The sequence below is a fragment of the Rhodococcus sp. I2R genome, from assembly GCF_020889545.1.
Taxonomy (GTDB): Bacteria; Actinomycetota; Actinomycetes; order Mycobacteriales; family Mycobacteriaceae; genus Rhodococcoides.
Genome location: NZ_JAHUTG010000001.1, coordinates 280,639 through 302,946 on the forward strand (window position 1 = coordinate 280,639; position 22,308 = coordinate 302,946).

Annotated in this window: 19 protein-coding genes and 2 tRNA genes; 7 read left to right on the top strand and 14 right to left on the bottom strand. The window is 64.5% G+C overall.

The genetic code is table 11. The annotated features are described in order from the left end of the window. Positions 1–56: 56 nt before the first annotated feature. Positions 57–1,481, bottom strand: coding sequence for a 3-isopropylmalate dehydratase large subunit (leuC, locus tag KVY23_RS01290; protein WP_230554998.1), 1,425 nt, complete (start codon positions 1,479–1,481; stop codon positions 57–59). Positions 1,482–1,629: 148 nt separating this feature from the next. Here leuC and KVY23_RS01295 point away from each other — a divergent pair, with 148 nt between their 5' ends. From KVY23_RS01295 to KVY23_RS01305, 3 genes are all read left to right on the top strand, one after another. Next, positions 1,630–2,331, top strand: a complete 702-nt coding sequence (locus KVY23_RS01295; RefSeq protein WP_075840149.1) for an IclR family transcriptional regulator — start codon at positions 1,630–1,632, stop codon at positions 2,329–2,331. Positions 2,332–2,399: 68 nt separating this feature from the next. Continuing rightward, a complete protein-coding gene (locus KVY23_RS01300) occupies positions 2,400–2,897 on the top strand; it encodes a pyridoxamine 5'-phosphate oxidase family protein (protein ID WP_230554999.1) in 498 nt (165 codons plus the stop codon). A gap of 92 nt (positions 2,898–2,989) precedes the next feature. After that, positions 2,990–3,187, top strand: a complete 198-nt coding sequence (locus tag KVY23_RS01305) for a DUF5302 domain-containing protein (protein WP_230555000.1) — start codon at positions 2,990–2,992, stop codon at positions 3,185–3,187. Positions 3,188–3,252: 65 nt separating this feature from the next. Here the strand turns inward: KVY23_RS01305 and KVY23_RS01310 are convergent. The 5 genes from KVY23_RS01310 to KVY23_RS01330 all read right to left on the bottom strand — a co-directional run bounded on the left by KVY23_RS01310 (position 3,253) and on the right by KVY23_RS01330 (position 6,929). Then, positions 3,253–3,325: transfer RNA gene (locus KVY23_RS01310), tRNA-Glu, on the bottom strand. 121 nt (positions 3,326–3,446) lie between these two features. Continuing rightward, a tRNA-Gln gene (locus KVY23_RS01315) sits at positions 3,447–3,518 on the bottom strand. A gap of 106 nt (positions 3,519–3,624) precedes the next feature. Further along, the gene (locus KVY23_RS01320) at positions 3,625–4,608 is read right to left on the bottom strand and encodes a YihY/virulence factor BrkB family protein (protein ID WP_230555001.1); all 984 of its coding nucleotides are present in this window, start codon (positions 4,606–4,608) and stop codon (positions 3,625–3,627) included. A 13-nt stretch (positions 4,609–4,621) separates the two neighbouring features. Then, positions 4,622–6,094 carry a glutamate--tRNA ligase gene (gltX, locus tag KVY23_RS01325; protein WP_230555002.1) on the bottom strand — a complete coding sequence of 491 codons (1,473 nt, stop codon included), beginning with the start codon at positions 6,092–6,094 and terminating at the stop codon, positions 4,622–4,624. Positions 6,095–6,155: 61 nt separating this feature from the next. Beyond that, positions 6,156–6,929, bottom strand: a complete 774-nt coding sequence (locus KVY23_RS01330; protein WP_075840152.1) for a fumarylacetoacetate hydrolase family protein — start codon at positions 6,927–6,929, stop codon at positions 6,156–6,158. Between the two features lie 130 nt (positions 6,930–7,059). Here KVY23_RS01330 and KVY23_RS01335 point away from each other — a divergent pair, with 130 nt between their 5' ends. Next, positions 7,060–8,256, top strand: a complete 1,197-nt coding sequence (locus tag KVY23_RS01335; RefSeq protein WP_230555003.1) for an MFS transporter — start codon at positions 7,060–7,062, stop codon at positions 8,254–8,256. 91 nt (positions 8,257–8,347) lie between these two features. Here KVY23_RS01335 and KVY23_RS01340 read toward each other — a convergent pair whose 3' ends face one another. The 5 genes from KVY23_RS01340 to KVY23_RS01360 all read right to left on the bottom strand — a co-directional run bounded on the left by KVY23_RS01340 (position 8,348) and on the right by KVY23_RS01360 (position 14,717). Then, positions 8,348–9,358 (bottom strand): 3-isopropylmalate dehydrogenase, encoded by a 1,011-nt coding sequence (locus KVY23_RS01340; protein ID WP_230555004.1) that lies wholly within the window; start codon positions 9,356–9,358, stop codon positions 8,348–8,350. A gap of 44 nt (positions 9,359–9,402) precedes the next feature. Beyond that, positions 9,403–10,998 (bottom strand): phosphoglycerate dehydrogenase, encoded by a 1,596-nt coding sequence (serA, locus tag KVY23_RS01345; protein WP_230555005.1) that lies wholly within the window; start codon positions 10,996–10,998, stop codon positions 9,403–9,405. 162 nt (positions 10,999–11,160) lie between these two features. Further along, a complete protein-coding gene (ilvC, locus tag KVY23_RS01350) occupies positions 11,161–12,162 on the bottom strand; it encodes a ketol-acid reductoisomerase (RefSeq protein WP_206511114.1) in 1,002 nt (333 codons plus the stop codon). A gap of 90 nt (positions 12,163–12,252) precedes the next feature. Continuing rightward, entirely contained in the window at positions 12,253–12,756 is a 504-nt protein-coding gene (gene ilvN / locus KVY23_RS01355) for an acetolactate synthase small subunit (RefSeq protein WP_068376145.1), read from the bottom strand. Next, positions 12,753–14,717, bottom strand: coding sequence for an acetolactate synthase large subunit (locus KVY23_RS01360; protein WP_230555006.1), 1,965 nt, complete (start codon positions 14,715–14,717; stop codon positions 12,753–12,755). Before KVY23_RS01360 ends, ilvN begins: the two co-directional genes overlap by 4 nt. A gap of 256 nt (positions 14,718–14,973) precedes the next feature. Between KVY23_RS01360 and KVY23_RS01365 the strand changes: the two genes are divergently transcribed. Further along, the gene (locus KVY23_RS01365) at positions 14,974–15,489 is read left to right on the top strand and encodes a PH domain-containing protein (protein ID WP_230555007.1); all 516 of its coding nucleotides are present in this window, start codon (positions 14,974–14,976) and stop codon (positions 15,487–15,489) included. 57 nt (positions 15,490–15,546) lie between these two features. Then, a complete protein-coding gene (gene ilvD / locus KVY23_RS01370; RefSeq protein ID WP_230555008.1) occupies positions 15,547–17,388 on the top strand; it encodes a dihydroxy-acid dehydratase in 1,842 nt (613 codons plus the stop codon). A gap of 71 nt (positions 17,389–17,459) precedes the next feature. Here the strand turns inward: ilvD and KVY23_RS01375 are convergent, their stop codons facing one another. After that, complete coding sequence (locus KVY23_RS01375) at positions 17,460–18,326, bottom strand: DoxX family protein (RefSeq protein WP_206510868.1); 867 nt, start codon at positions 18,324–18,326, stop codon at positions 17,460–17,462. A gap of 116 nt (positions 18,327–18,442) precedes the next feature. Between KVY23_RS01375 and KVY23_RS01380 the strand changes: the two genes are divergently transcribed. Further along, positions 18,443–19,582: a sorbosone dehydrogenase family protein gene (locus tag KVY23_RS01380; RefSeq protein ID WP_230555009.1), complete on the top strand. Its 1,140-nt coding sequence runs from the start codon at positions 18,443–18,445 to the stop codon at positions 19,580–19,582. Here the strand turns inward: KVY23_RS01380 and KVY23_RS01385 are convergent. Together KVY23_RS01385 and gatB are read right to left on the bottom strand one after the other, a co-directional pair. Continuing rightward, a complete protein-coding gene (locus KVY23_RS01385; RefSeq protein ID WP_230555010.1) occupies positions 19,542–20,756 on the bottom strand; it encodes a cation:proton antiporter in 1,215 nt (404 codons plus the stop codon). The genes KVY23_RS01380 and KVY23_RS01385 overlap by 41 nt on opposite strands. A gap of 14 nt (positions 20,757–20,770) precedes the next feature. After that, complete coding sequence (gene gatB, locus KVY23_RS01390; protein WP_230555011.1) at positions 20,771–22,267, bottom strand: Asp-tRNA(Asn)/Glu-tRNA(Gln) amidotransferase subunit GatB; 1,497 nt, start codon at positions 22,265–22,267, stop codon at positions 20,771–20,773. Positions 22,268–22,308: the final 41 nt, after the last annotated feature.

A 22,308-nucleotide genomic window follows, 5' to 3' on the forward strand; every position in this document is an offset into this window, starting at 1 on the left:
CGATTGACAGGTACCGATACGTCTTCGGACTTCGGGACGGACTACGTGCGCGAAGTTCAGTCCAGGTCGGCGGGAGAGGACAGTGTCCCCCGTACCGCCGTAGCGGCCGCGACCAACGGCGAAACCAGATGTGTCCTACTGCCCTTACCCTGTCGTCCTTCGAAATTCCGGTTCGAGGTCGACGCCGACCGTTCCCCCACCGCAAGTTGATCGGGGTTCATGCCCAGGCACATCGAGCAGCCCGCCTGCCGCCACTCCGCTCCCGCGGCAGTGAAGATCTCACCGAGTCCTTCTTTCTCGGCCTGTGCACGCACGCGCATCGAACCCGGGACGATCAGCATGCGAACACTGTCCGCAACCTTCCTGCCGTCCAGAACCTCCGCGACCGCACGCAGATCCTCGATCCGTCCGTTGGTGCACGAGCCGACGAAAACCGTGTCGACTGCGATCTCGCGCAGTGCCGTCCCAGGCTCGAGGTCCATGTACTGCAGCGCCTTCTCGGCGGAGGTTCGCTCGCTTTCGTCGACGATGTCCGCCGGATTCGGCACCCGATCTCCGAGTGGGGCCCCCTGCCCCGGGTTGGTTCCCCACGTGACGAACGGAGTCAACGCGGACGCGTCGATACGAACTTCGTTGTCGAACACCGCATCGGGATCGGTCTTCAATTCCTCCCAGGCCGCCACTGCCGCGTCCCAGTCGGCGCCGCGCGGAGCGTGCGGCCTGCCCTTGATGTACTCGTACGTAATCTCGTCGGGCGCGATCATTCCCGCGCGTGCACCCGCCTCGATCGACATATTGCAGATCGTCATTCGAGCCTCCATGGACAGCTTCCGAATGGCCTCCCCGCGGTACTCGAGAACGTAGCCCTGCCCGCCACCGGTTCCGATCTTCGCGATGACGGCCAGGATGAGGTCCTTGCTGCTGACTCCCGGTGCGAGTTCGCCGTCGACTGTGATCGCCATGGTCTTGAACGGACGCAACGACAACGTCTGCGTTGCCATCACGTGCTCGACTTCACTGGTGCCGATACCCATCGCCAGCGCCCCGAACGCGCCGTGGGTGGAGGTATGACTGTCGCCACAGACCACCGTCATGCCGGGCTGGGTGAGACCGAGTTGCGGGCCGATGATGTGGACGATCCCCTGATCGAGATCCCCCATGGGGTACAGCCGAACTCCGAATTCCGCGCAATTGCGCCGAAGTGTGTCCACCTGAGTACGCGAAACCAAATCTTCGATGGGCGAGAAGATGTCAGCTGTGGGTACGTTGTGGTCCTCGGTCGCGATCGTCAGATCCGGTCGGCGGAGCGGTCGATCCGCAAGACGCAGGCCATCGAATGCCTGCGGGCTGGTGACCTCATGCACGAGGTGCAGATCTATGAAGATGAGATCAGGTTCGCGCGCCCCACCTTCGCCACCACCGCGAACCACGACGTGCTGATCCCAGACTTTCTCAGCCAGAGTGCGTGCTGTGCCGGCCATGCTTCATCACCAACCATTCTTCGAGTGCGTCGCGCCGGTGGACTACGGGCTGGCCCACGTCGCGTCATGTCGTCGATACCGGTCTACCCCGAAGCGGCGCGCACGCCCTAACGTGCGTTCCCACTATGCGAGACGTTAATATCGACCTATGAGACAGCATAGCGGCATCGGCGTCCTCGACAAAGCGATGGGTGTTCTGTACGCGGTTGCCGAAGAACCCTGCACTCTCAGTGATCTCTGCGAACGCACCGGCCTGCCGCGTGCGACAGCGCACCGGTTGGCCGTCGGCCTCGAGATCCACCGACTGCTCACCCGCGATACCGGCGGCGTGTGGCGCCCCGGGCCTGGCCTGGCCGAGCTCGCCGCGAGCGCCTCCGACACCCTGGTCGACGCTGCGGCGGCAGTTCTACCGCGGTTACGCGAGATCACCGGAGAAAGCGTCCAGGTCTATCGCTGCGAGGGCACCGTCCGCGTGTGCGTCGCCTCGATGGAACCACCCGCGGGGCTTCGTGACACGGTGCTCGTAGGGGCCCGCTTGCCCATGACTGCCGGCTCCGGGGCCAAGGTCCTGCTCGCGTGGGCCGACCCACAGACTCAGCATGCACTGCTGCCGGATGCAGAATTCGGGGAACGGGCTCTGGCCGAAGTTCGTCGCCGCGGATGGGCGCAGAGTGCCGGTGAACGCGAACCCGGCGTCGCCAGCGTCGCAGCGCCCGTACGCGACGCTGTCGGTAAAGTAGTTGCGGCCGTATCTGTTTCCGGTCCGATAGACCGCATCGGCCGGAGACCAGGGGCACGGTGGGCCGCCGACTTGCTCGCCGCCGCCGAAGCAATCCACAAGCGCCTCTGAGATCCACAACGTAGCCGTGAAGGTGGCGCAGTCACCATATCGGCCGAAGTTCTGCTAGAGAGTAGAGCGTGGGAACCAACCAGCGCGCACAGATCACCATGACAGACGCCGAAACGACGACGTTTCTCGAACGCAGCCGCATCGCGAATCTCGCGACGCTGGGACGCGACGGCACACCTCACCTCGTGGCCATGTGGTACGGACTGATCGACGGAGAAATCTGGTTCGAGACCAAGGCGAAGTCGCAAAAGGCAGTCAACCTGCGCAGGGATCCGAGACTGACTGTGCTCATCGAGGACGGCCACACCTACGACACGCTTCGCGGGGTGTCCATCGAGGGTCACGCGGAGATCGTCGACGATGCGGAATCGATCTCGAAAGTCGGCATCAGTGTATGGGAGCGGTATACCGGCCCGTACTCCGAAGAAGTCAAGCCACTCGTGGATCAGATGATGAACAAGAGAATTGCGGTGCGCGTCGCCGTGGATCGCGTCAGATCATGGGACCACCGCAAGCTCGGCCTGCCCGCGATGCCACTGTCCGGCACCACAGCGCGTTACCTCTAGCAGTAGGCCACCGAAAGCACACCGAAAAACCGGGTGATGCAATTTCGCAGGTGAGGTACGTTTTATTCGTCACCGACGTGCGAGGAGCGATCATGACCCCAACCAGCAAGAACCCAACCAGCAAGAACCCGCCGAGCGACGACGATATGAAGAAGAAGTTCCGCGAGGCACTCGACAAGAAGAACCACAGGGCCACGCCGACCACCGAACACAAGGACGGCGGTCCGAAAGTGAACAACGTTCACGGGCCGGCCGATCACCAGAAAATGTTTCGGCGCAAGAGCGTCTGAGCAAGGCCACGGTACGAACAGAAAAGCACCCTCCAGCCAAATGGCTTGGAGGGTGCTTTGTTTTGTAGCCCCGACGGGATTCGAACCCGCGCTACCGCCTTGAGAGGGCGGCGTCCTAGGCCGCTAGACGACGGGGCCAGGAACTTTCATGGTAGCTGCGCTACCTGCACTGCTTTCTACCTGCACTGCTTGCTTCGATGAGAAGCTCGGTCAGCTTAACCGACCCGCGTTCGGCAACAAAATCGCTGCCGCTCGCTTGCTGGGGTACCAGGACTCGAACCTAGAATGGCGGTACCAGAAACCGCTGTGTTGCCAATTACACCATACCCCAATGGCTTTGTTCGAGATCCACATCTCATCCGATGTGGACCGCGTTTCGGGCCGGGATAGAGACTATCAAACGACACCGGTGTTTCTCCAAATCGCCTGGTCAAGCGCTATGGAGAACGCTGTTCCTCGTCCGGGCGAGGGCCATCGAACGTCACTTCTATTTCCTCGAACCCCTTGCTGCGCTGCGCCTCGGCCTGCCCGGTGTACGTGAGCTCGTCACCCTCGGTCAGTTCCACGTCGTCTGTGAACGGCGTGAGCAACGACCTCGGGTAGAGCTTCCTGACTCTGACGGCGTTGATTTCGACCGAGATCACGACGACCGCAGCCGCGATGTACATGAAGGCCAACACCCCGAGTACCACCGCAAACACTCCGTTGGTGATCGACGCGCGCGTGACGACGTACTTGATGTAGGCGCCGCCGAAGGCCTGCAACAATTGCCACACCACACCGGCCACCATCGCGCCCGGCAGGACGTCGGTGAGGGACAGCGCTCGCTCGGTGGCAAGCCGGAAGGCGACCGTGAACACCGCGGTGTTCAGCAGGACCATCGCCACGAACACGACGACGCCCGTGACGGGACCGAAGTACCCCGCCGAGCTGACGACGTTCACCGCGGTGATCGCGAGGACCGCCAGTCCGACGGTGCTGAGCAGAGCGAGACCGCGTACTCGCGCGAAGATGGGATCCGGTCTCAGATTCTTCGGAATCGCCCACGCAATGTTGGTGGCATTCTGAAGGGCCACGGCGACTCCGAGGCCGCCGTACAGGGACCCGAGAAACCCCACGATCAACCCGATGACTCCGCCGCCGATGTTCTGCGGCTCACCCAGATCCGTTCCGAGAATCGGGATCTGCTCGAGCGCCGACTCCAGGATTTCCTGCTGCAGTTCGGGATTGCCCGCGAGGACGAGGCCGAGAATCGTCGAGCCCAGCAGCAACAGCGGGAACAGCGACACGAAGGCGTAGTAGGCGATCAGGGCGGCAAGATAGCCGCCCTGATCGTCGACGAACTTGTAGATCACGGCGATGGGAAAGCCGAGCGCAGGATGCCTGCGCTGGGTCCGGTCCAACCAGCCGGAGAAACTCATCGGGCTTCGGCTGTCAGCCGATGGTGGCGCGCGCAGCGCGCAGCCGAGCCAGTGTCTTCTCCCGACCAAGCAGTTCCATCGATTCGTACAACGGCGGGCTGACGTGTGATCCGGTCACTGCCACTCGTACGGGTGCGAACGCCTTGCGCGGTTTGAGCTCCATTCGCTCTACCAAGGCGGCCTTGAGCGCTTCTTCCAGATCGGCGGTGCGCCACTGCGCCAGCTCGGTCAGCGCCTCGATCGTGGCGTCGAGAACCGGGCCCGCGTCGGCGCCCAGGTTCTTCGACGCGGCGGCCGGATCGATTTCGAAGTCGGCGTCGTCGACGTACAGGAACTTCAGCAAGTCCCATGCATCGGCCAAGACCACGATTCGCGTCTGCACGAGATCCGCCGCAACCGCGAACTTCGTCTCGTCGATCTCGGCCGACAGATGACCATGCTCGGTGAGAAATGCGCGGAGCCGCCCAGCGAAGTCTTCCGACGACAGCAACCGAATGTGCTCGGCGTTGATGGCGTCGGCCTTCTTCTGGTCGAAACGCGCAGGGTTCGAGTTGACCGAGGAGATCTCGAACGCGGCCACCATTTGATCGAGAGTGAAGACATCGTGGTCGTCCGAGATGCCCCACCCGAGCAACGCCAGGTAGTTGAGCAATCCCTCGGGTACGAACCCTCGGTCGCGGTGGATGAACAGATTCGACTCGGGGTCACGCTTGGAGAGCTTCTTGTTGCCCTGACCCATCACGAACGGCAGATGCCCGAACTCCGGCGCACGCTCGGCGACACCGATCCGCACGAGAGCCTCGTACAGTGCCAGTTGCCTCGGCGTGGAGGAAAGCAGATCCTCACCGCGCAGCACGTGCGTGATCTTCATCAAGGCATCGTCGACAGGATTGACCAAGGTGTACAACGGAATTCCGTTGCCGCGAGTCAAGGCGAAGTCCGGCACGGTGCCGGCCTTGAAGGTGGTTTCGCCGCGCACCAAGTCGGTCCAGGTCAGGTCGTGATCCGGCATACGCAGGCGGACAACGGGCTTGCGACCCTCGTCCAGGAAGGCCTGCTTCTGCGCATCGGTCAAATCGCGGTCGAAGTTGTCGTAGCCCAGCTTCGGGTCACGCCCTGCGGCGCGGTGCCGCGCTTCCACCTCCTCAGGCGTGGAGAAAGACTCGTAGGCCTCCCCGGCCTCGCGCAGCTTCCGAACGACCTCGAGATGCTGATCGCGCCGAAGGGACTGACGGTAGGGCTCGTACGGGCCACCGACCTCGGGGCCCTCGTCCCAGGACAGACCCAGCCACCGCAACGCGTCGAGGATGGCGGCGTAGGACTCCTCGGAGTCTCGGGCTGCGTCGGTGTCCTCGATGCGGAAGACGAAACTCCCGCCGTGATGGCGGGCGAACGCCCAGTTGAACAGCGCCGTGCGGATCAAACCGACGTGCGGCGTTCCGGTCGGCGACGGACAGAATCGGACTCGTACTTCGGTGGAGGTCATGTCTCACTCATCGTCGAGGGGTTGAATTCGCCTTGGGTCGTGCTCAGCTTTGTGCGGCGCTCTACTTCTTTGCGGCGACCGGGTTCGTGAGGGTTCCGATACCTTCTACGGTGACGGACACCGACTGGCCCGACGTGATCGGACCGACGCCCTCGGGGGTACCGGTGAGAATGACGTCGCCGGGGAGCAAGGTCATCACCGCCGAGACCCACTCGATGATGTCGGGGATGTCGTGCAGCAGCAGCGAGGTTCGACTGCGCTGCTTGACCTCACCGTCCACCTCGGTCCTGATCTCGACATCCGAGGGATCGAGGGCGGTCTCGATCCAGGGCCCGAGCGGACAGAACGTGTCGTGCCCCTTCGCCCTCGTCCACTGTCCGTCCTGCCGCTGATGATCGCGCGCGGAGACATCGTTGGCGACCGTGTATCCGAGCACCACATCGAGCGCCTTCGACGCAGGAACATCCTTGCAGGGCCGTCCGATGATCACGGCGAGCTCGCCCTCGTAGTGCACCTCGGAGGAGGTGGGGGGCAGCACGATCGGGGCGCCGGGACCGACGATCGATGTGTTCGGCTTGAGGAAGATGACCGGCGAGTCCGGGGCTTCGCTACCCATCTCAGCGGCGTGCGCGGCATAGTTCTTGCCGATTGCAATCACTTTGCTCGCGAGAATGGGCGCGAGCAGACGTACGTCGGCGAGTGGCCACGACCGACCGGTGAACGTCGGTGTGCCGAAGGGATGTTCGGCAATCTCCCGCGCCGTCCGCTCTTCACCCTCCCCCTCGATACTCACGAATGCCACACCATCAGGACTTGCAATTCGACCCAGACGCATGTCGGAAGTCTATCGACCTTCGACGCGCAGTGACGACGGCCGTCCTCACCCGCGACGGCGAAGGTGTGTAAAGTTCGCTTCGATGTTCATATTACAAGATTCAGTGTTCACTATGTGAGATCGGAATGGAATGACCACCGCAAACCATGTGCAACGCACCGGTGGCGCACGCAAGTGGGTCATGCTCGCTCTCGGGATGCTCGCGCAGACTGCGGGCGCTGTCTTCATCAACGGCGCCGCCTTTCTCATTCCCGCCTTGCTCGACGACCGCGGTCTCAGCCTTGCTGCCGCAGGACTTCTCGTCGCTATGCCGACAGTCGGAATCATGCTCACACTCATCGCCTGGGGAATGCTGGTGGACCGGATCGGTGAGCGCCTCGTCCTGTGCATCGGGCTGGCACTGACAGCCGCCGCCAGCGCCACCGCCGTCTTCACCACCTCGTTGCCTCTGCTGGGCCTGTGCCTGCTGATCGGCGGAATGGCTGCAGCAAGCGCGAACAGCGCCAGCGGACGCGTGGTCGTGGGATGGTTTCCGCCGCAACGCCGCGGTCTCGCCATGGGGATACGCCAAATGTCCGTACCGCTCGGTGTGGCCATCGCCGCGATGACGGTGCCCCCTATCGCCCGAGATCACGGGGTATCCGCGGCGCTGCTCGTGCCGGCATCGATCTGCGCCGTCGGTGCACTGCTGTGCCTCGGGGTGCTCGACCCCGCGCGGCCCGACCGTGCTGCGGCCGAACACATGGGCTTGCTCAGCAATCCCTACCGCGCCGGATCACAGCTGTGGCGAATTCATTCGACGTCGATTCTGCTCGTCGTTCCGCAGTACGTCGTATGGACCTACGCGCTGGTCTGGCTCATGACCGACCGCGCATGGTCGGCGGCGTCCGCAGGAATTCTCGTCACCGTCACACAGATCCTCGGGGCCCTGGGGCGCATGGGGGTTGGCGCGCTGTCCGACAGGGTCGGCAGTCGTATGCGCCCGCTGCGCTGGGTGTCGGCCACGGCTGCGCTGAGCATGCTCGGATTGGCCCTGACGGACTGGCTGGACTCACCACTGTCCGTCGCGTTTCTGATCGCAGCGTCCATTGCCACGGTTGCGCCGAACGGGCTCGCGTTCACTGCAGTCGCCGAGTTCTCCGGCCCCTACTGGAGCGGACGTGCACTCGGGGTTCAGAACACCGGCCAGTATGTCGCCGCGTCGCTGGTACCACCGGGATTCGGTGTGCTGGCAGCGGTGAGTTTCCCGGTGGCCTTCCTCGTATCGGCGGTGTTCCCCGCCCTCGCCATGCCGGTGATCCCGGACGATCACCGATCGCCCGGGTAAGACGGTCACCCCGCGGTGACCGAATGTCACAGTTGGTCACTCTGAGTGACCAACTGTGACATTCGCTCCATACAACGCGCCGAAAAGACCCCTACAGCCTTGCGGCAATCCGATCGCCGACAGCGCTGGTGCTCGCAACACCCGCTCCGCGGTCGACGAGGTCCGCGGCAACGGCAGCCTCGACGCGCTCCGCGTTCGCCGTGTCACCGAGATGCGCGAGCAGCAACGACACCGACAGGATCGCCGCTGTCGGGTCGGCCTTGCCTTGGCCCGCGATGTCCGGCGCACTGCCGTGGACCGGCTCGAACATGCTCGGGTTGGTCCGCGTGGCATCGATGTTGCCGCTGGCTGCCAGACCGATCCCGCCGCTCACCGCCGCGGAGAGGTCGGTGACGATATCGCCGAACAAGTTGTCGGTGACGATGACGTCGAAACGACCGGGATCGGTGACGAGGTGGATCATCGCGGCGTCGATGTGCTGGTAGGCCACCTCGACATCCGGAAATTCCTTCGACACGGCGTCGACCGTGCGCGACCAGAGGCTGCCGGCGAAGGTCAACACATTGGTCTTGTGCAGCAGGGTGACGTGCTTACGCCGACCCATTGCCCGTGCGAACCCGTCCCGGACGACCCGTTCCACTCCGTAGCGCGTGTTGACGCTCACTTCGGTGGCCACCTCGTGGGGGGTGTTCACCCGCAGCGCGCCTCCGTTTCCGGTGTACGGCCCCTCGGTTCCTTCCCGAACCACAACGACATCGATGTCCTTGTTCCCATCGAGCGGGCCGACGACCCCTGGGTACAGCTTCGCCGGCCTGAGGTTGATGTGGTGATCGAGCTCGAACCGCGCACGCAGCAAGAGTCCACGTTCGAGGATCCCGCTCGGCACGGACGGATCGCCGATCGCGCCGAGCAGGATGGCGTCGTGCCCACGGATCTCGTCGAGCACCGAGTCCGGGAGAAGCTCACCGGTGGCGTTGTAGCGGCGCGCACCGAGGTCGTACTCGGTCTTCTCGACCCCGGGAACGACGATATCGAGCACTTTGAGTGCCTCGTCGACGACCTCTGGGCCGATTCCATCTCCGGCGATGACGGCGAGCTTCATGGACTCCTCGTTCTTCTCAGGCGCTTGCTTGGACGGTGACGCGATCAGGACAGGTCGACGAGCTCGATCGTCGACGCGCCCACCGACTCGGCGATGCTCGCCCTCAATTCGGCCGAAACATCTTTGTCGACGCGCAGCAGAATGGTCGCGCCGCTGCCCTCGGAGTCCTGACTGAGTGCAGCTGCCTGGATGTCGATTCCGGCGTCACCGAGCAGCGTGCCGATACGGCCGAGGCTTCCGGGCTGGTCGGCGTAGTTGACGATGAGGTTCTTGCCCTCGGCGCGGAGCTCGAAGTTGCGGCCGTTGATGTTGACGATCTTCTCGACCTGCTGCGTACCGGTGAGCGTGCCCGCGACATTGAGCACCGAGCCGTCTCCGTAGACAGCGCGCACGTCGACGACGCTACGGTGATTCTCGCTCTCGCTGGCCTTCGTCACCTCGGCGCTGACACCCCGCTCCTGCGCGAGCGACGGCGCGTTGACGAAGGTCACCGAATCCTCGATGACAGCAGAGAACAATCCGCGCAACGCCGAGAGCCCCAGGATCTCGACCTCTTCGGCAGCGAGTTCTCCGCGAACATCGACCGACAGGGACGTAGGGAGCTCGTCCGACAGCGCGCCCAGGAGCACGCCCTGCTTGCGGACGATCTCGAGCCAAGGCGAGACCTCTTCGCCGACGGCCCCGCCCTTGACGTTGACTGCGTCGGGAACGAATTCGCCTGCCAGAGCCAGCAGAACGGACTTCGCGACATCGGTGCCGGCCCGGTCCTGCGCTTCGGTGGTGGAGGCGCCGAGGTGCGGGGTGACGACGACCTGCGGGAGCTCGAAGAGCGGGCTGTCGGTGCAGGGTTCGGTGGCATACACATCGATGCCAGCTGCGAACACGTGACCGCTGACAATCGCGTCGGCGAGGGCTTGCTCGTCCACCAGGCCACCGCGTGCGGCGTTGACGACGATGACGCCCGGCTTGGTTTTGGCCAGCGCTTCTTTGCCGATGATGCCCTTGGTCTCGGGCGTCTTGGGCAGGTGGACGGAGAACATGTCGGCGCGAGTCAACAGTTCGTCGAGAGTTACCAGCTCGATTCCGAGCTGCGCGGCGCGGGCGGCGGAGACGTAGGGGTCGTAGGCGATGACGTGGGTCTCGAACGCGGCGACACGCTGCGCGAACAGCTGTCCGATGCGGCCGAGGCCCACGACACCGACCGTCTTGCCGAACAACTCGACGCCGTTGAACTTGCTGCGCTTCCACTCGTGCTGACGGAGGGTGGCGTCGGCCGCGGGGATCTGCCGGGCCGCGGCGAGCAGCAGCGTGACGGCGTGTTCTGCCGCGGTGTGAATGTTCGAGGTCGGCGCGTTCACGACGAGTACTCCGCGCTCGGTGGCGGCGGGCACGTCGACGTTGTCCAGGCCGACGCCCGCACGCGCGACGATCTTCAGTTTGGTTCCGGCTGCGAGGACCTCGGCGTCGACCGTGGTGGCCGAGCGAACGAGGATGGCGTCGGCTTCTGGAACAGCGGCCAACAGAGCCGGGCGGTCCGGGCCGTCGACCCAACGGACCTCGACGCCGTCGCCGAGTGCCTCGACTGTGGACTGCGCAAGTTTGTCGGCGATCAGAACGACAGGACGGCCTGGCTGGCTCACGTGGAAAACTCCCTATGTAGGTCGTGATGAATCTTTGGGCGAGCTGAAGTGCATGTGTGCAGGACGAGTTTAGGCGTCGCCTTGCGACCGAAGGGCACCCGACCCGCGCCTGGCAGCGCGTGCCGGGCGCCCTTCGGTGGTACTACCGACGATTCGCCGGAATCAAGCCGTTTCGGTGATCGGCCGGTCGACCCAGCTCATCAGGTCGCGCAGCTTCTTGCCTGTGACCTCGATGGGGTGCTCAGCGTTCTCCTTGCGCAGGCCTTCGAGTTCGGTGTTTCCGTTCTCGACGTTGGCGACGAGACGGCGGGTGAACTCACCGGACTGGATGTCGGCGAGAATCGCCTTCATACGCTCCTTGGTGCCGGCGTCGATCACGCGCGGCCCGGACAGGTAACCGCCGAACTCTGCGGTGTCGGACACCGAGTAGTTCATGCGGGCGATGCCGCCCTCGTACATGAGGTCGACGATGAGCTTGAGCTCGTGCAGCACCTCGAAGTACGCCATCTCGGGGGCGTAGCCGGCCTCGACCATGACCTCGAAGCCCGTCTTGACGAGCTCCTCGGTGCCGCCGCACAGCACGGCCTGCTCGCCGAAGAGATCGGTCTCGGTCTCTTCCTTGAAGGTGGTCTTGATGACGCCTGCGCGCGTTCCACCGATGCCCTTGGCCCAGGACAGCGCGAGCGCCTGACCCTCACCCTTGGGATCCTGATCGACGGCGATGAGGGCGGGGACGCCCTTGCCGTCGACGAACTGACGACGCACCAGGTGGCCCGGCCCCTTGGGCGCGACCATCGCGACGGTGACGAACTCCGGAGCCTTGATCAGGTCGAAGTGGATGTTGAGTCCGTGTCCGAAGAAGAGCGCGTCGCCGTCCTTCAGGTTCGGCTCGATCTCCTCGGTGAAGATCGCTGCCTGCGCGGTGTCGGGTGCGAGCACCATGATGACGTCGGCCCAGGCCGACACCTCGGCCGGAGTTCCGACCGTCAGGCCCTGCTCCTGTGCCTTGGCGCGGGACTTGCTGCCTTCCTTGAGGCCGATCCGGACCTCGACGCCAGAATCGCGCAGGCTCAGCGAGTGCGCGTGGCCCTGGCTTCCGTAGCCGATGACGGCGACCTTGCGGCCCTGGATGATCGACAGATCAGCATCGTCGTCGTAGAACATCTCGACTGCCACTGGTTAGTACCTTTCCTCTGGGGTCTGTTCAACTCTTCGGCGGCGCGCTGGCGCGACGCCGTCATCGCGGGCGTCTCGCTAGCGAGACGCCGTGATCGATTTGGGTCCACGTCCGACGGCAACGACTCCCGACTGGACAATTTCTCGAATTCCGTAGGGATCCAACATTTTCAACAGCGCATCGAGTTTCGACCGTGTTCCCGTCGCCTCGACGGTGACAGCCTCGGGCGAGACATCGATGACCTTGGCGCGGAAAAGATTGACGGTCTCGATGACCTCGCTGCGCACGCTCGAGTCTGCACGAACCTTGATGAGCAGGAGCTCACGAGCAACCGACGAGTCGTCGTCCTGCTCGACGATCTTGATGACGTTGATGAGCTTGTTGAGCTGCTTCGTCACCTGTTCGAGTGGGAACTCGTCGACGGTCACGACGATCGTCATGCGTGAGATCCCGGGAATCTCGGTGCCGCCGACGGCAAGCGAGGAGATGTTGAAGCCGCGCCGCGAGAATAGTGCGGCGACACGGGCCAGCACACCTGGCTTGTCCTCGACGAGAACGCTGAGGGTATGGCTGGTGCTCACTTGTCGGCGCCTTTCGCCTCGTCGGTACCGGCGTGCTCGCCGAGTGCCTGCTCGCGTTCCATCGACTCTGCGATACCGGGCACGTGGCCGTCGGCCTCGTCATCGTCGAACAGCGGGCGGATTCCGCGCGCAGCCATGATTTCGTCGTTTCCGGTGCCCGCGGCAACCATCGGCCACACCTGAGCATCCGCACCGACGATGAAGTCGATGACAACCGGACGGTCATTGATGGCACGAGCCTCGGCGATCACCGCATCGACGTCTTCCTCGCGTTCGCAGCGCAGGCCGACGCAACCCAAGGCCTCGGCCAACTTCACGAAATCGGGGATCCGGACGGCACCGTGGGTGCCGAGGTTGGTGTTGGAGTAACGCTCCTCGTAGAACAGTGTCTGCCACTGCCGAACCATGCCGAGGTTGCCGTTGTTGATCAGCGCGACCTTGATCGGGATGCCCTCGACAGCACACGTCGCGAGTTCCTGATTGGTCATCTGGAAGCACCCGTCACCGTCGATCGCCCACACCTCAGCGTCGGGCAGACCCATCTTCGCACCCATCGCGGCGGGCACCGCGTAACCCATGGTGCCCAGACCGCCGGAGTTGAGCCACGTCCGCGGCTTCTCGTAGTCGATGAACTGTGCGGCCCACATCTGGTGCTGGCCGACGCCGGCACAGTAGATCGCGTCGGGTCCGGCGAACTTTCCGACCGAGGAGATGACGAACTCGGGTGACATGCTGCCGTCGCTGGGACGGTCGTAGCTGAGCGGGTAGGTCCTGCGAATGCCGTTCAGATACACCCACCAGTCCTCCAAATCGAGGGTGGTGCCGGTGGCGCGGTCGGCGCGGATGGCTTCGATCAGTTCGGTGATGACCTCTTTGCAGTCACCGACGATCGGGACGTCCGCATACCTGTTCTTGCCGATCTCTGCCGGATCGATGTCCGCGTGAATCACCTTGGCACCCGGCGCGAACGAGGACAGCTGACCGGTGACACGGTCGTCGAACCGCGCGCCGAGGGTGATGAGGAGATCGCTTCGTTGCAGGCTGGCAACTGCGGCGACCGTTCCGTGCATTCCGGGCATGCCCAGGTTCAAGTTGTGACTGTCAGGGAAGGCGCCGCGAGCCATCAGCGTCGTGACGACGGGGATTCCGGTGAGCTCGGCCAGCTCCATCAGCTCGGCCGAGGCGTTCGACTTGATGACGCCGCCACCGACGTAGAGCACAGGCTGCTTGGCGTCGGCGATGTAGCGCGCTGCTTCACGAACCTGCTTGCCGTGCGGCTTCGTCACCGGCCGGTAGCCGGGCAGGCGCATCTCCGGCGGCCACGAGAACGTGGTCTGCGCCTGCAGCACGTCCTTCGGGATGTCGACGAGGACGGCGCCGGGCCGACCCGAGGAGGCGAGGTAGAAGGCCTCTGCCATGATTCGCGGGATGTCGGCGCCGTCGGTGATCAGGAAGTTGTGCTTGGTGATCGGCATCGTGATGCCGGAGATGTCGGCTTCCTGGAAGCCGTCGGTGCCGATCAAGCTGCGAGCGACCTGGCCGGTGATCGCGACGACCGGGACCGAGTCCATCTGCGCGTCGGCGAGCGGGGTGACGAGGTTGGTGGCACCGGGACCCGACGTTGCCATGCAGACGCCGACGCGTCCGGTTGCCTGCGCGTAGCCGGTGGCGGCGTGACCTGCACCCTGCTCGTGGCGCACTAGGACGTGCCGGACCTTCTTCGAGTCGAAGAGTGGGTCGTACACCGGGAGCACGGCTCCACCCGGAATGCCGAATACCGTGTCGACCTCGAGCTCTTCGAGAGCCCGGACGACGGACTGTGCGCCGGTCACCTTTTCGGGGGCGACATGGCGACGCGACCCGTCGATGGTGACTGCGGCCGTTGTCTCCGGCACGGACGAGCTGTTGGCTGCCCCCGACTTACGTGTCGCGGGCCCTGGGCGTGCGGTTGGTGCGCTCACTGCTGCTTCCTCAGGATTTTCGGTTGCTGGACGATCTCTGGGCAAGAAAAAACCCCCGTCAGCCGAGGCTGGACGAGGGTGGCGCGTCGATGCGAGTAGGGATTAACCGGCTCAGGCGACGACGCGCCGGCCGATTACGAGTATCCATGTTCGCTTCACGCGCTCGACGTTAGGCGCGCAGGTAGCGAACAGTCAAACTCCTCACGACGCAATCCCATTATGTGAGATCACGTAGATGCAATGCGAAGATGAAGGGGTGTCACCTTCGCAGCAGTCCGAACCACCGGACACATCATCCCATACTCCCGCTCCGTCTCCGCAGGTCATCCGTCTCCCCCGGTTGGCGCTGGTCGGCGTGGGGATGCTCCTGTTCGGAGTGTCCTTCGCCGCGGCCAGCTGGCCACTGGCCCTCGGGTGGCTGTTCGCCCTCCCCGTCGTCGCGGCCGTCTGGGTACTTCGCGTGCGCACGGTGGTGAGCACGGACGGGCTCGCCATGCGCCGCTTCGTGGGCTCCGATTTCGTGTCCTGGGACAACGTTCGCGGAATCCACTTCCCGGACCGACGGTGGGCACGAGTGGTCCTCGAGGACGACTCGGAGAAGTCCCTGCCGCTGGTGCGGTTCGATCGCCTACCTCAGCTGGCGGCCGCGAGTGGCGGACGCATCACCGACCCCTATGCGGCCGCCGCGGCTGACGTGGCTGACGTGGCAGTGGCCGAGGAACGGGACGAGGAACGGGACGAGGAACCCACGCCGCACACTGAGAACTCGTAGCGCGGGAGTAACCTTTTCCGCGCGACAATCGCACACGCCGAATCGAGGAACTTACACATGCCGCCGCTACGGTCACGAGTCACCACTGTCGGACGAGGCGCTGCCGGCGCACGCTCGCTCTGGCGCGCAACCGGAATGACCGATTCCGACTTCGGCAAACCGATTGTCGCGATCGCGAATTCGTACACCCAGTTCGTCCCCGGTCACGTGCATCTGAAGAACGTCGGCGAGATCGTTGCCGATGCCGTCCGCGCCGCAGGCGGCGTTCCCCGTGAATTCCACACGATCGCCGTCGACGACGGGATCGCAATGGGCCACGGCGGCATGCTCTACTCGCTGCCCAGTCGCGAAATCATCGCCGACTCCGTCGAATACATGGCCAATGCCCATACCGCCGACGCCCTGGTCTGCATTTCCAACTGCGACAAGATCACACCCGGAATGCTCAATGCGGCCATGCGGCTCAACATTCCGTCCGTCTTCGTCTCGGGCGGGCCGATGGAAGCAGGCAAGGCTGTTGTCGTCGGTGGCGTCGCGCAGGCACCGACCGACCTCATCACCGCGATCTCGGCGAGTGCGAACGACGCAGTGTCCGAGGACGGACTGGACGAGGTCGAGCGCAGCGCGTGCCCGACGTGCGGATCATGTTCGGGCATGTTCACCGCCAACTCCATGAACTGCCTCACCGAGGCTCTCGGCTTGGCGCTGCCCGGCAACGGCTCTACGCTCGCCACCCACAAGGCCAGGTACGCGCTGTTCCAGCGTGCGGGTACCACCGTCGTCGAGGCAGCACTCAAGTACTACCGCGACGAGGACGAGTCCGTTCTACCGCGCAACATCGCGACGCCTGCCGCCTTCCGCAACGCGATGGCACTCGATGTGGCCATGGGTGGTTCCACCAACACCGTGCTGCACACCCTCGCAGCCGCGCAGGAGGGCGAGGTCGACTTCGATCTCGACACCATCGACGCCATCAGCCGTAAGGTGCCGTGCCTGTCCAAGGTCTCTCCCAACTCGGATTACCACATGGAAGATGTGCACCGGGCCGGCGGAATCCCGGCTCTGCTCGGCGAGCTTCGTCGTGCGAATCTGCTGGAAACCGACGTGTCGACCGTGCACACGAAGAGCTTCGACGAGTGGCTGGACACGTGGGACATTCGCTCCGGCAAGGCCTCGGACGAAGCACTCGAGCTCTTCTACGCTGCTCCCGGCGGAGTTCGCACCATCGAACCGTTCTCGACGGAAAACCGGTGGTCCTCGCTCGACACCGACGCCGCCGGAGGTTGCATCCGCGACAAGGAACACGCGTACACCGTCGAGGGCGGCCTGGTTGTGCTGCGCGGGAACATCGCACTCGACGGAGCGATTCTCAAGACGGCAGGAATCGACGAGGATCTGTTCAGCTTTCAGGGCCCGGCGCTCGTGGTCGAGTCACAGGAAGAGGCCGTCTCGGCGATTCTGCAGAAGAAGATCAAGGCGGGCGACGTGCTCGTCGTGCGCTACGAGGGGCCCAAGGGCGGCCCCGGCATGCAGGAGATGTTGCACCCGACCGCGTTCCTCAAAGGCGCTGGTCTCGGGAAGGTCTGCGCCTTGATCACCGACGGTCGATTCTCCGGCGGAACATCGGGACTGTCCATCGGCCACATCTCCCCCGAGGCCGCCGCGGGCGGAGTCATCGGTCTCGTCGAGAACGGTGATCAGGTCCGCATCGATGTCGCTTCGCGCACACTCGAGATCCTCGTCGACGACGCGACCCTGCAGACCCGTCGCGCAAAGATGGATGCCTCCGAGCGGCCCTGGCAGCCGGTGGATCGTCAGCGCACGGTCACCACGGCGCTGCGCGCCTACGCTGCCCTGGCCACCTCGGCAGACAAGGGCGCAGTGCGCTACGTGCCCTGAGGCGGCTTCGCCGCATGTGCGTGGAAATACGTGCTCTGGCACGTATTTCCACGCACATGACGCGGAGCGTCCTACTGGACCAACGGATTGGCGCCGTTGAGGAAGATCCACATGCATACTCCGCCTGCAATACCGGCGGCGAGCGCGAGGAACGAACCGTAGCTCGGGCGGGTCGCCCAGCCTCGGCGCCCGTCGAACGCGATCTTGCCGGGACCGGTCAGGATGATCGCAGCAGCCGCGACGGCCAACAATGTCTCGTACTCGATGCCGTCAGGGGCGAAGAACTGCAAGCCCGGTTCGGCCGCCTGCTTGAAGCACCATGCGTTGATGATGACGGCCAGCACGGCAGCGCCGGCGAACGGAGTTGCCAGTCCCATGATCAGCAGCGCACCGCCTGCGGTCTCACCGACGGCTCCGGCTATAGCGAGCAGATTTGCCTGCTCGTAGCCAGATTCCTCGAGCAACGATCGGAAACCGTCGAGACCGGGGCCGTTCCAGATGCCGGTGAGCTTCTGCAGGCCGTGCACGAGAAAGATCCCACCAACGACCAGTCGTAGCAAGAACAGCCCTACATCGGTGGTGCCGCGACGTGCCGGAACCTCCACGGTTTCGGTGCGTATCACCGGTTCGGGCGCATCTACTGTCGCCGAGGTTGCCGCGGCGGACGCCGGGGCCCCGGTCTTCAGATGGTCGGAGTCCAAGAACTCGGTGGGCTGATCGGAATAGGCGCCGCGGCTGTCGGGCGCGATGGGCTCATCGAACTGCGACGGCCGGTACGACGGGATCTGCTCCGTCGGGTACGAGCCCGAACCGGCTCGCCCGAAGTCGAGTTCATCCTCGGTCTTCGGCTGCAGCTGCTCGGTCGGCTGGTCGTACGGACTCGATGCGGGTTCGTAGCTGGGATCGGGTTGTTCAGGGTCTCGAGGCTTGTCGGTCACAATGTCAACAGTATGGCGAAGACGTGTTCATTCGGCTGCATTGAATTTTGGCGCGGCGCGGGAGAGACATACACCGAATGGCGAACCCCGGCGCGCTTTCCGTAACGTCGGAGTACATGAAGCCGGTGCGAGGGTCCTGGAGAACTGCAACCGTAGGTGCCGCACTCGGCCTGACAGTGTTGCTGACCGGGAGTTGCGCACGCTTCGACGATTCGACCACAACGCCGTTCAGCCCCGAACCGTCGTTCGGCGCAGCGGAAATCGCGCCACGCGACCCCGATGCGGCACCGACGACCACACCCGAGGACCTGGACAGGCCGGATGGGCCGTGTATCGACCCGGACCCCAACGTGGTCGCGACCTGCCTCGACACCACCGGCGGGCTGGTGATGCTTCCGGACGGGATGTCCGCCTTGGTGGCCGAGCGCCGCACCGGCCGCATCATGCAGGTCGCGCCAGGGCAGACGCCCGTCGAGGTCGCCACCATCGATGTCGATGCAGGCGCGGACGGCGGGCTACTCGACCTCGCGTTGTCCCCCAGTTATCGCGAGGACGGACTCCTCTACGCCTACATCACCACCGCCTCGGACAATCGCGTCGTCCGCATCGCCCCCGGTGACACACCCAAGAACATCCTCACCGGCATTCCGAAGGGCACCCAGGGCAATCGCGGCGCACTCGACTTCTACAGCCCGAACCAACTTCTGGTGCTCACCGGGGATGCGGGCAGTCCGGATTCGGCCACGGATCCTTCCTCCCTGGCCGGCAAACTCCTCCGAGTCGAGTCGCTCGTACCCGCGCAGAGCGGACCTGCACCGCAAGTCGCCCTGAGTGGAATCGGCACGGCCGGTGACGTCTGCATCGATCCGACGGGTGGCATCTGGGTCACCGATCGCACAGCGGTGGAAGATCGTCTACAGCGCATCGACCCGCTCGGTACCGTCATCTCACCCGTCTGGACCTGGCCGGACCGACCCGGCGTCGCGGGTTGCGGGGCAGGTCCAGGTGCCGTGGCGATCTCACTGACAGGCGGTCAAGCGGTCGCAGTGCTCGTGACGGACCCGGAGAGCGGCGCGGTATCAGCAGCGCCGACACTGCTGGTGGAGGGTCGATACGGACAGCTGAACGGTGCCGCGCTCGCACCCGACGGCCAGATCTGGGCCGGTACCGTCAACAAGAACGGCGACGCGCCCGGACCCAACGACGACCGTGTGGTCAAGATTCCTGTTCCCGCGGGGGGCGGTGGGTTCGACTAGCCTCACTCGCTTCGTCACCACCGAGGACCGTGGCCAGCATCGGCAATGCCAATACCGTGATCGCGCCGGCCGCGACGAGTATCGACGCGTTGGCCGAGGACATCTCCCCGGCATCGACGGCGACTCCGGTGACGGCGACGATCAGCGGCAGCCCGGTCGTCGCATAGAGGGCCACTCGCATCTGTTCTCGGGTGGAGAAATTGTCTACCCGGTCCAACTTGGTCGCCACGAAAACCGGAACGCCGCGAACCAGCAGCAGCAACACCAGGAACGCCACGAGCGCGCCGGGTGCCGAGAGCACGGCCGCGATGTCGATGGACATGCCGGAGGTGACGAAAAAGATCGGGATCAGGAAGCCGAAGGCCAGCCCGCCCAGTTTCGTCTCCAGCTGCTCGTCCCCCTCGGGCATCACACGGCGAAGAATGAATCCGGCGGCGAAGGCACCGAGAATGATGTCCAAACCGAATGCAGTTGCGACGGCTGTCAACGTGATGAGCAACAGCATCGTCAGCCGTACGGTCGTCTGCGCAGTCGTGTCGGACCCCCGCTGCACGACCGCGAGTACTCGCGATCCCTCGCGGAAGACCCACAGCGGCAGCATACCCACCGCGACCGCGACCACCACGAACAGAGCGAGGACCACCACGGATTCGATATCACCGCGCGAACCCAACAACACCGCCATGGCGACAACCGGACCCAATTCGCCGATCGCACCGTGATTCATCACCGTTCGCCCGAGCGCGGTGTTCTGTAGTCCACTGTCTTTCAGAATGGGCAGCAGCGTCCCGAGTGCAGTCGAGGTCAACGCAATCGCAACGGCGATCTCGGCCGTGATGGCGCCGGTGTGCCCGAGCAAGAGCACAGCGGCGAAGGCCGCGCCCAGGCTGAAGAGCCAGGTCACCAGGGCTCGGCGACCACCACGGCCGGTGATCTCCTCGACGTCGATTTCGAAGCCTGCGAGCAGAAACAACATTCCCAAGCCCAGTTCGCGCAGCAGGTCCACTTCGCTACCGTCGGCGGCCCAGTTGAGCACGTTGGGTCCGACGACCATCCCGAGCACGAGCAGCAGGACGACCTCCGGCACGAGCCTGCGCGGAACGAAGCCAGCCAACAACGGTGCCAGAACAGCGATCACCGCTATCCAGAAGAGCGACGCTTCCGACGATGGCATCGAATGACTCCAGCTCAGCTACATGCCGCCAGCACCAGTTCTTTGACTCGGGCTGCATCCGCCTGTCCGCGAGTGGCTTTCATGACGGCACCGACTATGGCACCGGCCGCCGCAACCTTGCCTGCGCGGATCTTTTCTGCCACACCGGGATTGGCAGCGAGCGCCTCGTCCACTGCAGCCTGGAGCTTGGTGTCGTCCTTCTCCACGACGAGACCGCGGGCCGCCATGACCTCGGCCGGCTCACCTTCACCGGCCAGCACACCGTCGACGATTTGGCGGGCTCCGTTGTTGTTGACCTTGCCGCCCGATACGAGCTCGACGACCTCGGCGACCTGCGCCGGAGTGATGGCGAGCTCGGTGAGCTCGACACCGGCGATGTTCGCCTGCTGCGCCAGGTAGGACACCCACCAGGAGCGGGCGGACTGTGCGGAGGCACCGGCCTCGACCGTCGCTGCGACGAGATCGAGCGCCCCCGAGTTGACGAGGTCACGCATCTCTTCGTCGGAAACACCCCAGTCGGCCTGGATACGCGCCCGGCGAAGCCACGGTAGCTCCGGCAGAGTCGCGCGCAGTTCTTCGATCCATGCTGCGTCGGGCGCAACCGGAGCCAGGTCGGGCTCGGGGAAGTAGCGGTAGTCCTCGGCGGTCTCCTTCTTTCGTCCCGGCGTGGTGGTGCCGTCGGACTCCTGGAAGTGACGCGTCTCCTGAGTGATCTCGCCGCCGGACTGCAGAACCGCTGCCTGCCTGCGCATCTCGTAGCGCACGGCAACCTCGACACTCTTGAGCGAATTGACGTTCTTGGTTTCGGTGCGGGTGCCGAACTCCGTGGCGGACTTCTCCATGAGCGAGACGTTGGCGTCGCAGCGCAACGAACCTTGATCCATACGGACATCGGAGACGTTCAGTGCCTTCAGCAGGTCGCGGAGCGCAGTGACGTAGGCGCGTGCGACCTCGGGTGCACGTTCGCCGGTTCCGGTGATGGGTTTGGTGACGATCTCGACGAGCGGGACACCCGCCCTGTTGTAGTCCAGCAGCGAATGGCTGGCGCCCTCGATGCGGCCCGTCGCGCCGCCCACGTGGGTGGACTTTCCGGTGTCCTCCTCCATATGGGCGCGCTCGATCTGCACGCGGAAGGTGCTGCCGTCGTCGAGCAGCACGTCCAGGTAGCCCTCGGTGGCGATCGGCTCGTCGTACTGCGAGATCTGGTAGTTCTTCGGCTGATCCGGGTAGAAGTAGTTCTTCCGCGCGAACCGCCCCCACGGGGTGATGGAGCAGTTCAGCGCGAGGCCGATGCGTATCGCCGACTCGACGGCGGCGGCGTTGACCACCGGCAGCGCTCCAGGCAGAGACAGGCACACTGGGCACACCTGAGTGTTCGGTTCGGCCCCGAAGGCCGTCGGGCAACCGCAGAACATCTTCGTGGCCGTGCCCAACTCGACGTGGACCTCCATACCCAGAACGGGGTCGAAGCGGGTCAGAACGTCGTCGTAATCGACCATGGCGGCAGTCATGCAGGGAAGTTTATGCGCTGCGTGCAACGCGCGAGTAACCC

Coding starts and splice junctions, on each gene's coding strand:
- leuC (WP_230554998.1), bottom strand. CDS start 1,481: ATGGCCGGCACAGCACGCACTCTGGCTGAGAAAGTCTGGGATCAGCAC.
- KVY23_RS01295 (WP_075840149.1), top strand. CDS start 1,630: ATGAGACAGCATAGCGGCATCGGCGTCCTCGACAAAGCGATGGGTGTT.
- KVY23_RS01305 (WP_230555000.1), top strand. CDS start 2,990: ATGACCCCAACCAGCAAGAACCCAACCAGCAAGAACCCGCCGAGCGAC.
- KVY23_RS01320 (WP_230555001.1), bottom strand. CDS start 4,608: ATGAGTTTCTCCGGCTGGTTGGACCGGACCCAGCGCAGGCATCCTGCG.
- gltX (WP_230555002.1), bottom strand. CDS start 6,094: ATGACCTCCACCGAAGTACGAGTCCGATTCTGTCCGTCGCCGACCGGA.
- KVY23_RS01330 (WP_075840152.1), bottom strand. CDS start 6,929: ATGCGTCTGGGTCGAATTGCAAGTCCTGATGGTGTGGCATTCGTGAGT.
- KVY23_RS01335 (WP_230555003.1), top strand. CDS start 7,060: ATGACCACCGCAAACCATGTGCAACGCACCGGTGGCGCACGCAAGTGG.
- KVY23_RS01340 (WP_230555004.1), bottom strand. CDS start 9,358: ATGAAGCTCGCCGTCATCGCCGGAGATGGAATCGGCCCAGAGGTCGTC.
- ilvC (WP_206511114.1), bottom strand. CDS start 12,162: ATGTTCTACGACGACGATGCTGATCTGTCGATCATCCAGGGCCGCAAG.
- ilvD (WP_230555008.1), top strand. CDS start 15,547: ATGCCGCCGCTACGGTCACGAGTCACCACTGTCGGACGAGGCGCTGCC.
- KVY23_RS01380 (WP_230555009.1), top strand. CDS start 18,443: ATGAAGCCGGTGCGAGGGTCCTGGAGAACTGCAACCGTAGGTGCCGCA.
- KVY23_RS01385 (WP_230555010.1), bottom strand. CDS start 20,756: ATGCCATCGTCGGAAGCGTCGCTCTTCTGGATAGCGGTGATCGCTGTT.
- gatB (WP_230555011.1), bottom strand. CDS start 22,267: ATGACTGCCGCCATGGTCGATTACGACGACGTTCTGACCCGCTTCGAC.